Below are 17364 nucleotides of genomic sequence, written 5' to 3'. Positions count from 1 at the left end.
GCAGGAAGAAAAGACGGTAGACTAGTTGTCGGGGGTGGTGGGGGGCACGAGGTCGATCTCGGCTATCTCGGAAATACGTTGCATCGCGAAGTTACCACGCGTGCGGATGGTGCGGGCATTGAGGCCGGAGATGGACTCCTCATACGTGCCTCCCAGGATGGTGGTGCCCCAGCCGTTCACGTTGGCACCGTTGGGGGGCGTGGCGGTAAAATGGAAACTGCCGGTGCGGACCACGCGGTAGCTTTCCACGCCCGCATCGAGGGGGATGGAAAACGACGGATCGAGGTTGTCGTGATCCGGGTGGTAAGTGTGGACGAAGGGATTCACCGGGTCGTCGTGCTCCAGAGGGATCTCCCAGTCGAGCGATGCGTCGACCGCCACCGTGCCACTCCCGGTAATCCAGGACACCAGCGGCATTTGTGCGGCTACATAGCGGCGGGGCTGCACGTCGGAAGCTCCACCCGCCAAGACCCGGTCTTCGCTGATGGCGAGGCCGAAGGGGTTGCCCGAAGTTACCAGCTTGCCCGTATAGGCTTGGGAAAGCAGGCGGGCCGTGCCTGCTTCGTCCACATGCAGGAGGAAGACGAGCGGAAAGGGGCGGGAAGTCGTCCAGCCGCTCGGGTCGTTCGTGAGACTCTCCACCTCGTTGACGTTGACCTGCATGATCCAGAGGCCGGCGGTCGTCGCCGCCTGGGCGCTGACGGGCAGGCGCACGTCGGTCAGGTTGCCGGCATCGCGGATACGGAGGATCGAGGCGTGGAAAGCGGCGGAGGAGATGATCGCGCTGCGGTCGACCCCAAATTCGAGATTGGTGCGGCCCGAGCCCGGGATCGTCACCGTAAACGAGCCCTGCAAGGGCGTTTCGGTTACTGCGCCGGTTTCACTGTCGTAGACGCGCCGGGTCAACGCCACACCCCCATTGACCTCCTGTTGGCCGAGCGGAGCGGCTTCGGAGTTTTCGAGGGAAACGGTAATCGTCATGCTGGTGGCGGAGCGGTTTGTCACGCCCACGGTGATCGCCGACAGCGTGCGGCCAAAGGCGAGACCGTTCTCGCTTGGCACCTCGTATTCCAGCGGCGCAGTAAAGTCCGAGACCGAATCCACCTGAAACCAGTAGGCCGTGTCTGGGGTCATGCGCTCCTGCGAGGGCGAGACCTGCAAAGGATTGGAGGCGCTCAACTCACCTCCCACATAGCGGTAAATCTTCGTCGAAGGCGAAAGCACCGTGGTGCTGGCCGATGGAAAGCTGGCGAAGTAGTTACTGAGCGTGGGAGAGTTGGTGCCTGCGGGGAAGCCGAGGAAGTTGGCACCCGAGATCTGCCAGGTGGCGGCGGGCGGTACGACTCGTTGCTTCAGCGTGATGCTGCCAGCGGTCTGCGTACGGACGAGGTAGGCGGAGTTGGCCACCATGCGCGAGAGCAGCTGCTCCGAAGGGTCGTTGCGCTTCCACACCGTCCACTCCTCGCTCTGCGTCGTCGGCTCGGAGGGGGAGGTGGTGAACGTCACCTGATCGGGATTCGGGTTCCAGCGCCAGACCTCCGTCACGTTGGGGTAGCCGTAGAAGAGGTCTTCGACTGTGGTGTAGGAGGTGTCGCCGGCCAGCCAGATGCCGTTCCAGCCCGCCGCGAGATTATAGCTGCGGCTTTGCCACTGGGCATCCGCGCGGGCTGTGAACAGGAGCAGGCCGAGGAGAAATGGGGCGGCAGTTTTCAATGGGCAATCAAACGGTAAAAGGTTCCATCTTCCGCATGGGGCACATAGAGGCTCGTCACCCCGGTGGAGTTCGCCCGCAGGAAGGCGTTTGGGGTTGCCTCGGGATCTTCCTCCGGGTCGGTCGTCAGCAGCGGCACTACCGTCCAGTTCTCCATGTCTCTGGAAGACTGCAGGACGTAGATCCGGCCATAAAAGGCGTAGAAATCGAGCCGCACGCTCTCGGGCAGCACTTCGGCGATATCGAGCCACAGGTAAGATTCGCTGTCGGTCGCATACGTGCCGCTGACATACTCCTGGTAGTTGGAAAGGCCGTCGCGGTCGAAGTCTCCCTTGGCATCCAGCAGGCTCAAGTCCCACCCATCCTCGCCGGCGGGAATGCCCGCATGAAACAGCTGCGCCTCTTCCCACGCATCGGGCAAGCCGTCGCCGTCGGAATCGACGCCCAAGGTCAGGTTCAGCCGGGTGCGCCCCGCCGGGTTGCCGGTTTGGGGCGGCGTCGACATCTCGATCGGGAGGTAGACGATGCCCCCGATGCTGACGGAGAGCGTGTAGGTCGTGCCGATGCCCAGCGCGAGCGAGCTATAGGGCGTGGTGCCGGCGCGTTGCAGGTCGATCCGCAGGCGTACCTGGTAATTGAAGCCCCGGTTGTCGAAATCGAGCAGCGACTGGCGCAGGACTTCCTTGCCGCCCGCAGACAGAATGACGGATGCGCCCTCCGGGTGCAGCAGCGTCCCAAACTCATCTCTTACATCGCCGAAGACGGTGTAGTAGGGGGCAGGGGGAAAGGCAGATACGCAGTGAAAGCTTCCGATTGCCAAGAGAAGACACACACTGCGGAAAGGACGATGGAGTTTACCTAACCATCTCGGAGACAACACCCAACAGACCATGGATCATGGCTGTTATGCGGTTTGGTGATCCCTGTCAAATGCTGAATAATAGGCCCTATTAGTTTTACAAATAAAGCGTGTATAATTTTGTTTTAGGCGTTAGTTTTTACTCTTCCGGCGAGTTAGGGAATGATTCACCGTACCGCTCATACAGCTGGAGCTGCTACACTGGATGCCGGTCCTTGCGTGGCATCTGACGCGCGTTGCCCTTGCCATTCGATTCGGCCGGCGAGGGCAGGGCTCAGACACAAAAAAAGCCGGGGCCCGTTTATCAGGCTCCGGCGTTGAGAAGTGAACCGCTCTCAAATCTAGTTGAGTGTGCGGATCAGGTAAGCGTCCGTATAGGTGCCGCCGCGGGCCTGCACGGAGGGAACATCTTCCACCGGCTCGGCATCGCGGAGTTGTTCACGGCTGAAGTCGAAAACCAGAGAGTCTCCGTCGCGGCTGCTATAGGCCTGCATGGGCAGGGCCACGACGTCGTTCGGGTAATCGGCGGTAAAGACTTCGTCCTCGTCGACAAGGAGATAGACGATCTTGCCTTCCTCCATGTTGATGAGGGCGTCGGTCACTTGCGCAATCTCGGCATCGTCGGAGCTGGAGCGCACTTCCGATTCATTGATCTCGGAGAACAGCACGTGGCTTTGCGCCGTAAACGAGCCGCTGTCCTGCTGCCAGTTACGGTTTTGCGTGCGGTCACGCTCCTCGCTTTGCATGTCGGTGGAGCTCGTGGTCGTGGTGGTGGTGTTCGGAGCCATGGCGACACCGCTGCCATCGAGGTTCATGCCGGAGTTGGAGATGCTGGAGCTGCCAATGGGGCTGCGGTCGCGGTTCACCTGATTGGTGTCGCGGCTGTCGCGGCTTTCCATGCGGTCGCTACGGTCCGTGCCCTGGTTGCTGGCCATGCCAGTGTCTCGCTGGCGATCGCCGGCCTGGCGGCTCTGGTTGGCGCTGTTGGGGCGGTCCGCACGGGCCATCTGGTCCTCGATTTGGGCGCGCGAGCTGGCGTAGGCCGACTGGAGCTGTTGCTGCACATCTTGGCCGATGTCCGCCAGTTCGCCGTCAAAAGTAGGTGTTTCGAGGAATTGCTGCTTGGTGATGTCGAGGGTAAAGCGGTCGCCCTGGCGGTCGATGGCCTGAATCGGCACGAGGCGGTCTTCGCCCGTCATACCCAAGTCAAACCAGGAGCCGGAGGCTACCACTACGTGGCTGATCGAGCCGTCTTGCAGGTTCACGACAAAGTCGGAGATGTCACCGACCTTGCGGCCCTGTGAGTCGAAGAGGTCTTGGCCCATCAATTCGCTGGCCTGGGTCACGCGCATCTTGCCTTTTTCGGAATGGCTGCGGCCCATGTGGTCCTTTTCGGAGCTGCTCTTCCATTGGGAGGAAGACTGGTCGGGGCGGTTGGTGTTCGTCCGCTGGTCGCCCATATTGGAGCGCTGCTGCTGCGTCGGGTTGGGCTGGTTTTGGGAGTCGCTGTTTCGCATCGAGCCCTGGTTGCTGGATTGGGCCATCAAGGAGGGGCCGAAGGCGATCAGGGCGGTAAGAGTCGTAATGGGGATGAGTTTATTCATGGCCCCTCCTATTTTGCACAAGCCATACCAACGGAGTTAACCCGTTGATAGTAACGATCCTGGTGGATGCGCGCCGCAATTTGCATCGGGCTTTGGGCGGCTTCCGTTGCGTTCCCCCTGAAAACTCCGTCCACCCTTTCCCTTGAATCTTGCAGCGAGGAGGAGTAGGAACTTCTGGATGAGTGAAGCCAACCTGGGGGAGCACGTCAGCCGCCGCCGCTACAGTTTGCCGGAGCTTTTCCGTGCGCGCTATAGTGACACTCAGCGCTACCTGATCATCTGGATCATAACGGGGGTCGCCTGCGGCCTCGCCGCAGTGGCGTTTCACCACTCCATCCAGTTCGTCTTCGATGCCGTCGTGCACTTTGGCCGTTACATCGGCGGGGGCAACCCACTTATCCTGGGCGCGGTCCTCATCCTTTCCCCGACTTTGGGCGGCCTGATCAGCGGGCTGATTCTGACTTATCTGGCCCCCCACGGCGCCGGCTCCGGCATTCCGCAGACAAAGGTGCGCTACTATCGCGATTTCGGGATCTTCCGCCTCTCGGAGGTCGCCTGGCGCTTCATCCTCGGCACGATTTCGGTCGGCTCTGGCATGGCGCTGGGGCGCGAAGGGCCCACCGTGCACCTCTGCTCGGCCCTGGCGTCCAACATCGGGCAATTCTTCGGCCTGGCCAAAAAACGCGTGCAGGCCATGGTACCGCTGGGCATGGGCGCAGGCATCGCGGCCGCCTTCAACGCACCGATGGCGGCCCTGTTCTTTGTATTCGAAGAGCTGCTGGGCGATTTTTCGGGCAAGAGCTACTTCGGTATCATTGTGGCGGTGGTCATCGCGTCGGCCGTCCAGCGCCTGATCGCGGGCGAGCACCCGGCCTTCGACCTGCAGTTGGGCGAGCTCAGCACAGCCTACTGGATGATCCTGGCCGCGCCGCTGGGGGTGATGGCGGCCTTTCTGGGCAAGGCCTTTGTGGAAGCGATCCTGCGGACTCGCCAGCGGGTGTCGGAGAGTAAACAGGTCCCCAAGTGGCTGCGCCCGGCGATCGGCGGCCTGATGGTGGGCGTGATCGGCGTCTCGATCATGTTCCTGACGGAGGGCCACCTCGGCATCTTTGGCATCGGCTACAACGATGTAGACGCAATGCTCAACGGGCGGCTCAACATCCTCTTCGTTGCCGTGCTGCTGCTGATCGGCAAGTTTGTCGCCTCCAGCGTCGCCTATGGCTTTGGCGGCAGTGGCGGCCTCTTTGCCCCCACGCTGTTCATCGGCGCGATGCTGGGCGGCATCGTCGGCATCCTCGGCCAATACGTGATCGGTTACGACAACGAGATCGTGGGGGCGATGGCCATGCTCGGCATGGGCGCCTTCTTCGCCGCCGTCGTCCGCTGCCCGATGACGAGTATCGTCATTATCTGGGAGATGACGCGGCAAGACTCGCTCATCCTGCCGCTGATGCTCGGCAACATCATCGCCTGGCTGATTTCGAGCCGCCTGCAGCCGGTGCCGCTCTACGACTCACTGCTCCTGCAAGACAAGATTTCCCTCCGCAAGCTGCCCGACTACCAGGGCGACCAGGATTGGCGCAACCTGCCCGTCAGCACCATCATGACCTTCGAACCGGCGACGGTGCAAGGCAGCCAGACGGTCCAGGAATGCCTCGACGCACTCAAGAAAAGCGGCACCAAGCATCACGGCTACCCGGTGGTCGACATCGATGGCCGCCTCATTGGCATGATCACGCACCACGAGATGTGCGAACGGGTGGCGACCGATGGCCAGGAGCTGTTGACGACCATCATGGCCAAGCGGGAGATCATCTCGGTACGCCCGGAGACCTCCATCCGCGACGTGGCGCAGATCCTCGTGGTGGAAGACGTCATGCAGGCTCCCGTTGTCAGCGCGACCGACCCGCAAAAGATTCTCGGCATCGTGACGCTGCACGACATCGCGCGTCAGCAGAACCAGATCGATCAAAGCCTCGGGCGTTGAGGCCAAACGTGCTAGCTCGCCTTGTTGCCCTTCAGGCGACGGGCGGGCAGGGGCTGCTGTTCCTCTTCGTCTTCGTAGCCCAGGTCGAGGTCGTCCCACTCGCTGCCGCCCACGTCGTCCAAGGGGACGATCCGCGAGCCGTTGCCGGCCTCCTGCGCGGCCAGCATTTCCTCTCGGTGGGCCAGCTCGGTTTCCTTTTCAAAAAGCTCCTGGGCGCGCTGCATCAGGCGTTCTTCGCTCTCCTCGATGTAGGCGAGGCGTTCGGCTAGGGATTCGTCGACCACTGGCGCGGCTGACGCCGGGGCGGCCGGAAGTTGCTCCGCCTGCTCCAGACGATCCTGCAAGGCCTCCAGCACTTGCTGCACGCGCTTGATCTCCGCCTCCCGCTCTTGCAACATCCGCTGCGTCTTCTGGGAGTGGAGCAGCACCTTTTGCAGCTCCGAATCCTTCAGCTCGATCTGTTCGCGCAGCTGGTCGATCAAGGCGTAAGCGCTTTCGAGCTCGAACTTCAGGTCTTCGAGGTCGGAAATGCTTTCCGGCACGATTTCTTCCGCCTGCACGGCCTCGCGAGGCGCTTGGGCCTGGGCTGGGCTATGTTGGCCGTGGTGGATCGCATCGATGGCCTCGGAGAGGTAACGGGCCAGGTGGATGGGGTCGACCGGCTTGGTGATGATCGAAATGCCGGCTGCCTTTTCCAAGCCCTTGAGGCGTTCCCGCTTTGGGGAGTCGACGAGCAGGACGATGGGGGTGCGGGGATGCAGAGCCCGGATGCGCTTGCACAAGGTGATGCCGTTCACCGCCTGATCGTTCACCTCCGCCACTACGATATCGACCGGCTTCTGCTGATAAAAGCCGAGAGCTTCGGCCCCGGACAGAAAATGGAAGCTCTTGATCTGCAGGTCTCGACACAGGCAATGAACGAGCTGGTGGACTTCGCGGTCGCTATCGAAAACCAGGGCGCTGATTGAGATAGAGGGTGACGAGGGCACTGTAGGATCAGGGTTGAGCGGTTGCAGAGCTGAAAAAGGATCGAAAAATGGAGGGATACCTTTAGATCGACGCAATCCGGACCCGCAATAGCCCAAGTTTAGACCTGCAGCGATCAGCCGGCGCGACGCTGGAATGAGAACGATACGCGCAACTACTCGCAACAAAATAACGCGAAGAGCATAGATTCTTTTCACGTTAAGGTGAGTCCATCGAGCCGATTAGCTTGGCTGCTCTAAAACATCCCGGCTTCGCGGAAGCTGTAGTAGCCCAGGCCCCGGGGGTCGACCCCAGGAACGCCCAGCACCACGTGGTCGATGAAAAGCAGATCGAGGATGCGCGCCGAATCGCGCAACGTCCGCGTAATCTGCACATCTGGCAGGCTGGGGGTGGGGTCCCCGCTCGGGTGGTTGTGCGCTACGGCGACAGCGGCGGCATTGGCCCGGATCGCTTCACGAAAGACCTCACGCGGGTGGATGAGCGAGGCATTGGCGATTCCTTGCGTGATCATCCGACACTCGATCAGGCGCATCTTGCTGTCGAGCGATGCCACCCAGACTTTTTCCACCTCCAGCCCCTCGGCCCGGGGCCGCAGGTAACGGTAGATCTCCGGCCCATCCTTGAGAATAGGCTTTTGGTCGGCACTCTGGTGCAGGATCCGGCGCGACATCTCCATCACGGTCAAGAGCTGCAGGGCCTTGATCTTGCCGATGCCGCGCCAGCGCTGGAAATCGTTGAGGCTCCAGCGCAAAAGGCCGGAGAGGGAATTGGCTTCCGTCACGATCTGGGCCGACAGCGACATCACATCCATCTCCTTGCTGCCGCTGCGCAGAATCATGGCCAGCAGCTCCGTATCGCTCAATGCTTCCGGGCCCAGACGCTCCAGGCGCTCTTGCGGTCTCTCTGTTGCCACCATCTCCCGGAGCGTAATCTTGCTAACGCCGTGATCCATAGAAGGATCAACGTGGTAGAAAGAGGAGAGACTGGCAAATCTAATCGAACGATTTACGCCGCTAGCCTAAGCCTTGATCGCTACTTCATTGCGACATGATCCCCCGTTCTCAAATTCGGCGATGTTGGCCAGCGTCGTGTCTGCGATATTGCGGATTGCCGTCTCGGTAAAGAAGGCCTGGTGCCCGGTAATCAGGACGTTGGGGAAAGTCGTGAGGCGCATGAACAAATCGTCCTGGATGATGCCTTGGCTATGGTCCGTAAAGAAAAGCCCCGCTTCCTCTTCGTAGACGTCGAGCCCCAACAGCCCCACCTTGCCACTCTTGAGGCCACGATAAATCGCCTGCGAGTCGATCAGGCCGCCGCGGCTGGTGTTGATGATACACACCCCGTCCTTCATCTGGTTGAGCGAGATGTCGTCGATCAGGTGGTGTGTGGTCGGCAGGAGCGGGCAGTGGAGCGAGATGATGTCGCTCTCGCGGAAGATCTGGTTGAGCTTCACGTAGCCGATGCCGGCAGAGGTCAATTCTGGATTTTCCTGCACATCGTAGGCCAGCACATGGCAACCGAAAGCCTGGAATAGTTTGGCCGTGATCGCGCCGATCTTGCCCGTGCCGATGATGCCGACCGTCTTGCCATGGATGTCGAAGCCCATCAGGCCTTCGAGGTTGAAGTTGCCCTCGCGCACACGATTGTAAGCGCGGTGCGTCTTGCGGTTGAGCGTGAGCAACAGCGCCATCACGTGTTCGGCCACGGCATGAGGCGAGTAGGCCGGCACGCGCACCAGCTTCAGACCGGTTTCCTTCAGCGTCTCCAGGTCCACATTGTTGAAGCCGGCGCAGCGCATCGCGATGAGGCGCGTTTTACCCTCGGCCAGCGTCTGCAAGGTCTGCGCGCCCAAGTCGTCGTTCACAAAAGCGCAGATCGCCTCATATTCGGCGGCGATCTTTGCCATTTTCGGCCCCAGCCCCACCTCAAAGAACGTCAATTCATGCCCGAACGGCTGGTTGGCGGCGGCGAGCGATTCCTGATCGTAGCTCTTGGTCGAAAAAACGGCGACTTGCATGCCCGTAACATGGCCCAGCCCGGGAGGCGTGCAATCGCAATCTGCCGAGGTTGCACCCCTACCACCCTTTTCGCTAAACCTCCGAATGTGTTCAGGATGAACCGGATCCTACTCCGGGAATATATCGCTCTCTCGCTCGCCCCATCAGACGCTCTTCCACGACACCACCTATGGCGAGCAGGAAGTCTCGCAACAGGTGGTGGAGGGAATGCGCGATCTCACATCGGTCAGCCCCCATCGATCCGGTGATCGTCCATCACTGGCCGCAGCGTTGCGCCGTTTCTGCCTCCTGAAGACAAAAAAGCCCCGCCTGATGAAGAGCGGGGCTTTTTGATAAAAACGGTTGCGACTGCTGCTTTAATAGTAGCGCACGAAGGCGTCGCGACGCAGACGGTCGAGCCACGCGTCCTGAGCCTGCCGGGCAAGCTGGCCGGCGAGGATCTCCTCGATCCGGTCGCGCACTTCCGCCAAGGGTAGGATGCCCTCCTCGCGGTAGTCTTCGACAAAGAGGATAAAGGTCTGGTTGGCGATCTTGACCGGGTCGCTGTATTCGCCGGGCTGCAGCTCGAAGGCGACGCGGGCCAGCTCGTCCTTCAGGTCGGTGCGCTTCAGCCAGCCCCAGTCTCCGCCGGATTCGCGGCGCGAGTCCTGGCTGAACTGGCGGGCCACTTCGGCAAAGGAACGGCCCTTCTCCAGCTCGGCCTGGACTTTCTCGACGGATTGCTGCATCAGGTCGGGGTTTTCGTCGGCCAGCGGGCGCAGCATGATGATGCGCAGCTTGAGGGACTCTTCCTGGTAAAACGCGACCTTGTTTTCGTTGTAAAAAGCTTCGATGCGCTCGGGGCTCACCTGGCTCTGGCTCTTGCGCTTTTCACCACGCATGGCCGAGACGATGATATTGTCCTTCAGCTCGCTGCGGAACTCGCGGGCGTTCTGGCCCTGCTCCTTGAGGTATTCGAGGAAGCGAGCGCGGTCGCCGCCAAAGTCTTCCGTGATGATGCGCTCGTACTCGTTTTCGACGTAGGACGGAGGCATGTTATACTCCTTGTCCTTGAATTCTTCCACGATGAGCACGCGGTCGATCAGGTTTTGCAGCACCTCGAAGTAGAGGTTCTCCATCTTCTGGTTGAATTCCTGACGGTTGCGCGAAGATTCGCGAATACGCGGGATCAGCGGGCCCATTTCGCGCCGGAGGTCTTCGAACGTGATGATCTCACCTTCGACTTCGGCGGCGATGCCCTGCTTGTAGGGCGGGTCCCAGATGTTGTGAGCTTTTTGTGCCGCAAGGAATAGGGGTGCCATCAGGAGGATGCTCAGGATGGCCGGTCGCCGAAAATTAAATGCCATAGCTGTCAAGTTTGACCCACTCTTTTGAGGTATTGTTCAATCTCGCGTAACCTTAGGAGTGGCTCCGCTCGGGTCAAGCGGGGAAACCGGGGTCCGACTTTTACGTAGTCGTCGCGCTTTCCTGTGGCGCGCAGCAGCTTCAGGCGATCCCCATCGGTCTCGACACTGGCAAAACCGTGCGCTTCGGCCAACGTGCGCAAGCGGGTGACGACTACGAGGAAGTGCGCAGGCGAGGGCAGGGGGCCAAAACGATCCTGCAACTCGGCCTCGATCGCGTCGACTTCCTTGGGCTCCACCGCGAGGGCGAGGCGGCGATAAAGGTCGATCCGCAAACGCGCCTCGTTGACATACTCTGCCGGCAAATAAGCCTCCACCACCGACACCTGCCGGCCCGTGGCGTTTTCGGCCTCGTCGAGAATGTCTATCGGCTTGAGCGAGCGGCTATCGGGCCCGCCTGTGCCCTGACGCACGAAGTCGAGCGCGACGGAGGCCCGGATATGCCGCGCCACCGATTCGCCCCGCAGCCGGCCAATGCTCTGGCGCAGCAGCTGGCAATACAGCTCGAAGCCTACGCTGGCGATATGGCCGCTTTGCTGGGCGCCGAGCAGATTGCCCGCCCCCCGCAGCTCCAGGTCGCGCATGGCGATCTTGAAGCCGGCCCCCAGTTGGGTGTATTGGCGCATCGCTGCGAGCCGCTTGCGTGCGATGTCGAGCATGCGCGCGTGCCGGTGCAGCAGCAAATAGGCATAGGCCTGCCGGTGGTAGCGCCCCACGCGCCCCCGCAACTGGTAAAGCTGCGACAGCCCGAAGCGGTCGGCCCCCTCGATGATCATCGTATTGCAGTTGGGGATATCGAGGCCGTTTTCGATGATCGTGGTGCAGACGAGCACATCGTATTCGCCCGCCACAAACTTCGTCATCACGCGCTCGAGCATCGCTTCGGGCATCTGGCCGTGGCCGACGCCTACGCGGGCCTGCGGCACCAACTCCTCGATCTTGGCCGCCACGGCTTCGATCGTCTGCACGCGGTTGTGCAAGTAAAAGACCTGACCGCCCCGGTCGAGTTCCTCCGTGATCGCCTTTTTCACGAGGTTGACGTCGTAGCCCTTGACGATGGTCTGCACCGGCAGGCGGTCCGCCGGCGGCGTCTCGATCACGCTGAGGTCGCGCACGCCCATCAGCGCGAGGTAGAGCGTGCGAGGGATGGGCGTCGCGCTCATCGCAAATACGTCCACCTGGGTTTTGAACTGCTTCAGCTTCTCCTTGTGGCGCACGCCAAAGCGGTGCTCTTCGTCGATCACCAGCAGGCCCAGGTCCTTGAATTCAACGTCGCCGGTCAACAGCCGGTGCGTGCCGATGAGGATGTCGATCTTCCCCCCCGCGACCTCTTCGAGGATCTTGTCTTGCTGCTTCTTCTGGCGGAAACGGCTGATCATCTCGATCGTGACCGGAAAGTCCGCCATGCGCTCGCGGAACGTATTGTAGTGCTGCTGGGCCAGAATGGTCGTGGGCACGAGCACGGCCACCTGCTTGCCGCTCATCACCGCCTTGAACGCCGCGCGCATCGCCACCTCGGTCTTGCCAAAGCCCACATCGCCGCACAGCAGGCGATCCATCGGGTGCGGCTTTTCCATGTCGCGCTTGGCATCGTCGATCGAGCGCAGTTGGTCGTTGGTTTCCCGGTGAGGGAAGGCGCCCTCGAATTCGCGCTGCCACTCGGTGTCGGGCAGGCAGGCAAAGCCCTCGCCCTGCTCACGTTCGGCCTGCAGTTGGATGAGCTGTGCGGCAAAATCGACGGTCGCCTTTTCGGCGGCGCGGCGGCTCTTTTCCCAAGTGTTGCCGCCCAGCTTGGCCAGCTTGGGGTGCGATTTGGTCAGGCCGACATAGCGGGTAAGCAGGTGCGACTCCTGGAGCGGCAGGTGGAGCGTCAGCTTGTCCGCAAATTCCAGCGAGATGACCTCCTCTTCGCGTCCCTTGATGTCCATCTTGCGCAGCCCACGGTAAAGGCAGATGCCGTGCGCGAGGTGGACGAGCACGTCGCCATCGGCCAACTCGCTGAAGTCGAGCATCTGGTCGATGGGGCGGCGCTGGAGCAGCTTGCGTTGCTTGCTGCGGCGTGGAGGAGCCTGCCGTCGCGAAAAGAGATCGCTCGCGCCCACGACGACCCAGCCCGGGCGCTTCTTCAAGTCTGGCAGGCTCTTGGCGAGTGGCTGGGCCTGCTTTCCCAGCTCCCAGCGAAAGCCCTTGGCAATGTCGCCGCGCTGGTAGAGGGGCTTGAAATCCTTGAGGCCGGGCGTTTCGGCAATGATCTCCTCCCAGCGCTTCTGGTCGGCGTCGGTGGGGGCGAGCAGCCACACCGTTTCTCCCGCCTGCTGCCATTGCAAAAGCTGCTCCAGAAAGCGGTTGCGCGAATCCTGCTCGGCCTGCACCCGCTCTTGACCTACCGAACTGTCGAGCGCGTGGACCCGGTAAGGCTCCAGGCTGGTGGCCTTGAGCGGGGTTCGCGGCCCCCCCAGCGCCAGCACATGCTCGATCTCGTCAAACTCGGTCACGCCCAGGTAAGTATCGCGCGTCTTTTCGCGACGCTCCCAGGCCCAGCCCATGTGCGGCTTGGGGTTGCGCAGGTTTTCAAACGTCTCGAAAGCTGCGGTGTGCGTGTCGATCAGGCGGTCGGGCTCGGCAAAAACCCAGCCCACCGCGTCCGGCAGGTAGTCGAAGATCGTGCTGCCGTCGCTCTCCTCCGGCTCGGGCAGGCTCGTGCGCGGGGCGATCACCACCTCCTGCCGCGTGTCGATCGTCCGCTGAGACGTCGGGTCAAACGTGCGCAGGCTGTCGATCTCGTCGCCAAAGAAGTCGATCCGTATCGGCTGCGTCTCGTTCAGCGGGTAGACGTCGATCAAGCCGCCGCGCACTGCGTATTGCCCCGGGTGTTCGCACACCGGCTCAAAATCGTAGTCCAGCACCTCCGTCAACTGGCGCTGCAGCTCTTGAAAGCCGAACTCTTCGCCGGTGCGCAGCCGGATGCTCTGCTGCTGCATCTGGCGCAACGGAGGGGCAGGGGCCAGCAGCGCCGGCGGGGTCGTCAACACAACCAAGGGGCGTGCCCGTTTCGGATCGGCCTGCAGCTCCTGCAGTCGCGTAAAAACGGCCACCCGATCAAGCTGACCCTCCGCATTGCGCGTCTGCTCGGTGTCGAAATCGGGGGGCGGCGGCAATAGCCAGATCTCGGCGCGCTGGTCGCCCGTAAAGGCCAAGCCCTGCAACGTTTCGAGCAAAGCCGCCCAACGCTCTGCCTCCGCTCCGTTCTTGACCTGGATGATCGTAACCGGGCCCTTTTGCTCCTGCCGCCAGAGTTCCGTCACCCAAGGTGCGGCTTCCGGGGCGACTCCCAGAAAACGCATCTGAGGTCGATCATCAGGCAGGCGAACGCGCTTCATCGGCAAAAGGTGATACTATGTGCACGTTTCCACCAGATCGCAAGCGGAGATGCAGGACGGTTTCGGCTTGCGGGGGAACTACTCCCCCTCTGCTCCAAAGCCTTCCGCGCGGGGCAGGGCCTTGCGGGCGGCCTCTTCTTCGGCGGCCTTCTTGCTGGTGCCGAGGCCGCGCCCCCATTCCTCTTCGTTGACGACGACGCGCGCTTCAAACTGCTTGGCGTGATCCGGGCCCACCGTGCCGACCACCTCGTAGCGGATCGCGCTGTTGCCCAAATGGGGCTGCAATAGCTCCTGCAGGCGGCCCTTGGGGTTATGCGTGTCCAGCAAACCTTCGACGGTCGATTGGATGTCACCATACCAGGGAAGCACGATCCGGCGCGCGGTTTCGAAATCGCTGTCAAGGTAGATCGCGCCAATCACCGCCTCGAAGGCGTCTTCGAGGATCGAGTTGCGGTCGCGGCCCCCATTGGAGACTTCCGCATCGCTCAGGCGCAGGAATTCGGGCAAGCCGATCTGGCGGGCGAGGATCGAAAGATGTGCGCCCTTGGCCAGTGCCGCCCGGTTACGGGTCAGGATGCCCTCGCGCTTGCGTGGCAGGATGGCGTAGAGCTTCTCCGCCAGCATGAGCGAAAGCACGGCATCGCCCAAAAACTCGAGGCGCTGATTGTTTTCGCCCTCATCGGGGTTTTGTTGGATGTAGGACGGGTGGGTCAGCGCGCGCTCGAGCAGGCTGCGGTCCTGAAAATGATAGCCGATGCGGCTTTCGAAATCCGCCAGTGCGTTGTCGGGCATGATTAGAGCGAATACATGTCGATCAACTCTTTCGCGAGCTTCTTGTAAGCACGCGCGCCCGGGTTCCAGCGATCGTATTCCAGGATCGTCTTGCCGTGGCTGGGGGCTTCGGCGAGGCGCACCGAGCGGGGGATCATGGTATTGAAAACCTTGTCGGGCAGGTGCTCGCGCACTTGTGCCACCACTTCCTGGCTCAGGCGCATGCGCTTGTCATACATCGTCATCAGCACGCCGGCGAGCTGCAGGTGGTCGTTTACCCCTGCGTTGCGCAGTTGGTCGAACACACTCAGGATCTGGCCCAGGCCCTCCATCGCGAGGTATTCCGTCTGCAAGGTCACGAGCAGGCTGTCGGCCGCGCCCAGGCAGTTCATCGAGATCAGGCCCAGCGCGGGCGGGCAGTCGATCACGATAATGCCGAGGTGGAAGGGATCGCGCTCGCGCAAAGGCTGCAGCACGCGCTGCATCTGGCGGAGGTAATTCTCGCGGCGCGACATCTCGGTCTCCAACGCGGCGAGGTCGACTTCGGCCGGGATCAGCCAAAGGCCCTTGCGGCCGGTCTCGATCACCTTGTCCAACGCCTCGCCCTCGCCATTGAGCGGACCGTACAGGCTGCCACCTTCCACCCGCTCAAAGCCGAGCATGCTCGTGGCGTTCCCCTGCGGGTCCATATCGATCAGCAGGGTGGGGACCTTCGCTTCGGCGAGCGAGGCCGCGAGGTTGACGGCGGTGGTCGTTTTCCCGACCCCGCCTTTCTGGTTTGCAATCGCCAATACCTGAGCAGACATGGCCGCGATCTTCGAGACGAGGGCCGATCAAGTCTAGCTTGAAAAGTGCGAATATTGAGTTGACGAGCAATGAAATACTCAACACTGTTTCCTCTTTCGTTCGGCAATATTCATTGTCAGCGCAACTGGCGCGGTAGCCAAGTGGTAAGGCCGGGGACTGCAAATCCTCTATTCGGCGGTTCGATTCCGCCCCGCGCCTCCAGTTGCTTAAGCCTCTCCGGTGGAGGAGCTTCTGAAGACGCCATGTTGGGCGTTTTTTTTATGTACCTGTCACAGGGGGTTCTGACGGAAGGCGGTCTATAGGCGGCCTGTCGCAGGCTCCAGGGATTGAGCGCGGGCCTACATCTTGATCTAGGCTGGTGGCATTAATGGACAAAAACTGTTGACCGCAAAACGCTCAATATTGATACTGTGACTCATGAGCAGATTTTACGGCGCTTCTCCCGTTACCTTTCCCACCGCTCCGGCCTCGCGACTGCGATATTGCTTTCATACGACCGAAGACGGGCGCATCCCGATCGTCACGGACTGGCCGCAGGTGCTGGAATCGCTCGCGGCGATGCCATCGGTTTGCATCCAGATACGCCACGCCTATGCGCGGATGTCTGCCCGGGTGAGGGCGAGCGAACCCTGCCTGCCGCTCGATCTCTCGCCCTTGAAGTGGAAGGCCGATGCAGGAGGGCACGCGTGGGCCAAGCTGGAGGTCTGCAGCTGCTGCGATTCTCCGGGCCGCCTTTGCGTTTTCAATACGGCGGGTCAGGAATACCTGCAATTTTGTCCCCCGGCTTCGATCCAGGCCCAAGGCTGGGCGGGCGTGCTGGCTCCATTGGCGCTACTGCCCGAGGACGAGCCGGCGCCTGTTGAGGCCGCAGGCCCCGACCATCCGGTGCTGTCGGACGCGGCGGGCATGGTGAGCCTGCATTGCAACGGCCTGATCCAGCTACTGCTTGCGTATGCGGACCTGGAGGAGCCGTTGGCTTTGGCCATGCGAACGGCGGAGGCGTCGCTTATCCGCAGTCTGGTGCCCGATTCCGTCGAATTCGACGATTTTCAACTCACCGTGCGGGGCGACGACTGCGGCTTTGTGCTCGGGCTGGGCGGGGTGCGTGCCTTTGCCATCGAGGAGCGTCAGGGCGATGAGTGGCTGCTGGCAGTGGGGCCGGGGGCGACGGTGCTGGCCGAAGTCGGCCCGGCAGAGGGCGTGCGCTCGCGGATCATCTGGCAAACGCTTCTCCACAAGGCCCTTCACGACCACGCGGTATAAAAATCTCCACTTTTAACATGCAAATACTTCCCATTTATTACGCGACTGTCACCGGCAATGCCGAAGATCTGGCGCAACAGTTGGAAAAGCGGCTGAACAAGGCGGGTGTGTCGAGCAAGGCCATCGACTTGGCCAACGTAAAGCCCAAGGAACTGCGAGACCACGCCGAAGCCTTTTTCATCGTTTCGACCTGGGGCGATGGGGAGCCGCCGGATGAAGCGTTCGACTTCTGGGAAGAGCTGGAGTCAACCGCCATCGACCTCACGCAATTACGTTACGGCGTCTTCGGCCTGGGCGACAGTGGCTACGCCGAGTTCAACGCCTTTGCGCGTGCGCTGGATGAGCGGCTGGCCCAGTGTGGGGCGGTTCGCAGCCGGGCGCGCGTGGAGGCCGACGTGGATTTTGACGACGATTTTGACCGTTGGGCCAAGGCGGTGCTGCAAGACTTGGCACCTGCGCTCCGTCCCTAGGCTTGATTGCCGCTAGGCGGCGTTAGTCCCCGGTTTTTCAAAAAGGTTTCAAGATTCCTACGGTCAGAATGAGCACGCTTTGCACAAGGGGCAGGTATGCTTAT

At 61.6% G+C, this 17364-nt stretch carries 13 protein-coding genes and 1 tRNA gene; 4 read left to right on the top strand and 10 right to left on the bottom strand.

The window, feature by feature from the left end; translation table 11 throughout:
* Window positions 1-21 precede the first annotated feature (21 nt).
* From Q7P63_07675 to Q7P63_07665, 3 genes are all read right to left on the bottom strand, one after another.
* Window positions 22-1713 (bottom strand): hypothetical protein, encoded by a 1692-nt coding sequence (locus tag Q7P63_07675; protein ID MDP0499966.1) that lies wholly within the window; start codon window positions 1711-1713, stop codon window positions 22-24.
* The gene (locus Q7P63_07670) at window positions 1710-2531 is read right to left on the bottom strand and encodes a hypothetical protein (GenBank protein MDP0499965.1); all 822 of its coding nucleotides are present in this window, start codon (window positions 2529-2531) and stop codon (window positions 1710-1712) included. Before Q7P63_07670 ends, Q7P63_07675 begins: the two co-directional genes overlap by 4 nt.
* A 380-nt stretch (window positions 2532-2911) precedes the next feature.
* A complete protein-coding gene (locus Q7P63_07665) occupies window positions 2912-4174 on the bottom strand; it encodes a PRC-barrel domain-containing protein (GenBank protein ID MDP0499964.1) in 1263 nt (420 codons plus the stop codon).
* A gap of 178 nt (window positions 4175-4352) precedes the next feature.
* Here Q7P63_07665 and Q7P63_07660 point away from each other — a divergent pair, with 178 nt between their 5' ends.
* Window positions 4353-6161 carry a chloride channel protein gene (locus Q7P63_07660; GenBank protein MDP0499963.1) on the top strand — a complete coding sequence of 603 codons (1809 nt, stop codon included), beginning with the start codon at window positions 4353-4355 and terminating at the stop codon, window positions 6159-6161.
* A gap of 11 nt (window positions 6162-6172) precedes the next feature.
* On the opposite strand, the gene Q7P63_07655 is transcribed toward Q7P63_07660, so the two are convergent.
* The 7 genes from Q7P63_07655 to Q7P63_07625 form a co-directional block, all read right to left on the bottom strand.
* Window positions 6173-7150: a response regulator gene (locus tag Q7P63_07655; GenBank protein ID MDP0499962.1), complete on the bottom strand. Its 978-nt coding sequence runs from the start codon at window positions 7148-7150 to the stop codon at window positions 6173-6175.
* Between the two features lie 233 nt (window positions 7151-7383).
* Window positions 7384-8100 carry a DNA repair protein RadC gene (gene radC, locus Q7P63_07650; protein MDP0499961.1) on the bottom strand — a complete coding sequence of 239 codons (717 nt, stop codon included), beginning with the start codon at window positions 8098-8100 and terminating at the stop codon, window positions 7384-7386.
* 66 nt (window positions 8101-8166) lie between these two features.
* The gene (locus Q7P63_07645; GenBank protein ID MDP0499960.1) at window positions 8167-9165 is read right to left on the bottom strand and encodes a 2-hydroxyacid dehydrogenase; all 999 of its coding nucleotides are present in this window, start codon (window positions 9163-9165) and stop codon (window positions 8167-8169) included.
* 357 nt (window positions 9166-9522) lie between these two features.
* The gene (locus Q7P63_07640; protein MDP0499959.1) at window positions 9523-10467 is read right to left on the bottom strand and encodes a peptidyl-prolyl cis-trans isomerase; all 945 of its coding nucleotides are present in this window, start codon (window positions 10465-10467) and stop codon (window positions 9523-9525) included.
* A gap of 50 nt (window positions 10468-10517) precedes the next feature.
* On the bottom strand, window positions 10518-13913 hold the full coding sequence (gene mfd / locus Q7P63_07635) for a transcription-repair coupling factor (protein ID MDP0499958.1): 3396 nt from the start codon (window positions 13911-13913) through the stop codon (window positions 10518-10520).
* A gap of 114 nt (window positions 13914-14027) precedes the next feature.
* Window positions 14028-14741, bottom strand: coding sequence for a ribonuclease III (gene rnc / locus Q7P63_07630; GenBank protein MDP0499957.1), 714 nt, complete (start codon window positions 14739-14741; stop codon window positions 14028-14030).
* A gap of 2 nt (window positions 14742-14743) precedes the next feature.
* Window positions 14744-15526 (bottom strand): ParA family protein, encoded by a 783-nt coding sequence (locus Q7P63_07625; GenBank protein MDP0499956.1) that lies wholly within the window; start codon window positions 15524-15526, stop codon window positions 14744-14746.
* A gap of 127 nt (window positions 15527-15653) precedes the next feature.
* Here Q7P63_07625 and Q7P63_07620 point away from each other — a divergent pair.
* The 3 genes from Q7P63_07620 to Q7P63_07610 all read left to right on the top strand — a co-directional run bounded on the left by Q7P63_07620 (window position 15654) and on the right by Q7P63_07610 (window position 17260).
* Window positions 15654-15728 (top strand) — tRNA-Cys (locus tag Q7P63_07620).
* Between the two features lie 216 nt (window positions 15729-15944).
* A complete protein-coding gene (locus tag Q7P63_07615; protein MDP0499955.1) occupies window positions 15945-16790 on the top strand; it encodes a hypothetical protein in 846 nt (281 codons plus the stop codon).
* Window positions 16791-16807: 17 nt separating this feature from the next.
* Entirely contained in the window at window positions 16808-17260 is a 453-nt protein-coding gene (locus tag Q7P63_07610) for a flavodoxin family protein (GenBank protein ID MDP0499954.1), read from the top strand.
* Window positions 17261-17364 lie beyond the last annotated feature (104 nt).

This window comes from Verrucomicrobiota bacterium JB022, from assembly GCA_030673845.1.
GTDB lineage: Bacteria > Verrucomicrobiota > Verrucomicrobiia > Opitutales > Oceanipulchritudinaceae > WOUP01.
Note: the sequence above shows the minus strand (reverse complement) of the source record. Positions and strands in the feature narration are given on the sequence as shown.

What these genes read in the sequence shown, in the direction of transcription:
- Q7P63_07665 (MDP0499964.1), bottom strand. Translation starts at nt 4,174, where the DNA reads ATGAATAAACTCATCCCCATTACGACTCTTACCGCCCTGATCGCCTTC.
- Q7P63_07660 (MDP0499963.1), top strand. Translation starts at nt 4,353, where the DNA reads ATGAGTGAAGCCAACCTGGGGGAGCACGTCAGCCGCCGCCGCTACAGT.
- radC (MDP0499961.1), bottom strand. Translation starts at nt 8,100, where the DNA reads ATGGATCACGGCGTTAGCAAGATTACGCTCCGGGAGATGGTGGCAACA.
- Q7P63_07645 (MDP0499960.1), bottom strand. Translation starts at nt 9,165, where the DNA reads ATGCAAGTCGCCGTTTTTTCGACCAAGAGCTACGATCAGGAATCGCTC.
- Q7P63_07640 (MDP0499959.1), bottom strand. Translation starts at nt 10,467, where the DNA reads ATGGCACCCCTATTCCTTGCGGCACAAAAAGCTCACAACATCTGGGAC.
- mfd (MDP0499958.1), bottom strand. Translation starts at nt 13,913, where the DNA reads ATGCGTTTTCTGGGAGTCGCCCCGGAAGCCGCACCTTGGGTGACGGAA.
- rnc (MDP0499957.1), bottom strand. Translation starts at nt 14,741, where the DNA reads ATGCCCGACAACGCACTGGCGGATTTCGAAAGCCGCATCGGCTATCAT.
- Q7P63_07625 (MDP0499956.1), bottom strand. Translation starts at nt 15,526, where the DNA reads ATGTCTGCTCAGGTATTGGCGATTGCAAACCAGAAAGGCGGGGTCGGG.
- Q7P63_07615 (MDP0499955.1), top strand. Translation starts at nt 15,945, where the DNA reads ATGAGCAGATTTTACGGCGCTTCTCCCGTTACCTTTCCCACCGCTCCG.
- Q7P63_07610 (MDP0499954.1), top strand. Translation starts at nt 16,808, where the DNA reads ATGCAAATACTTCCCATTTATTACGCGACTGTCACCGGCAATGCCGAA.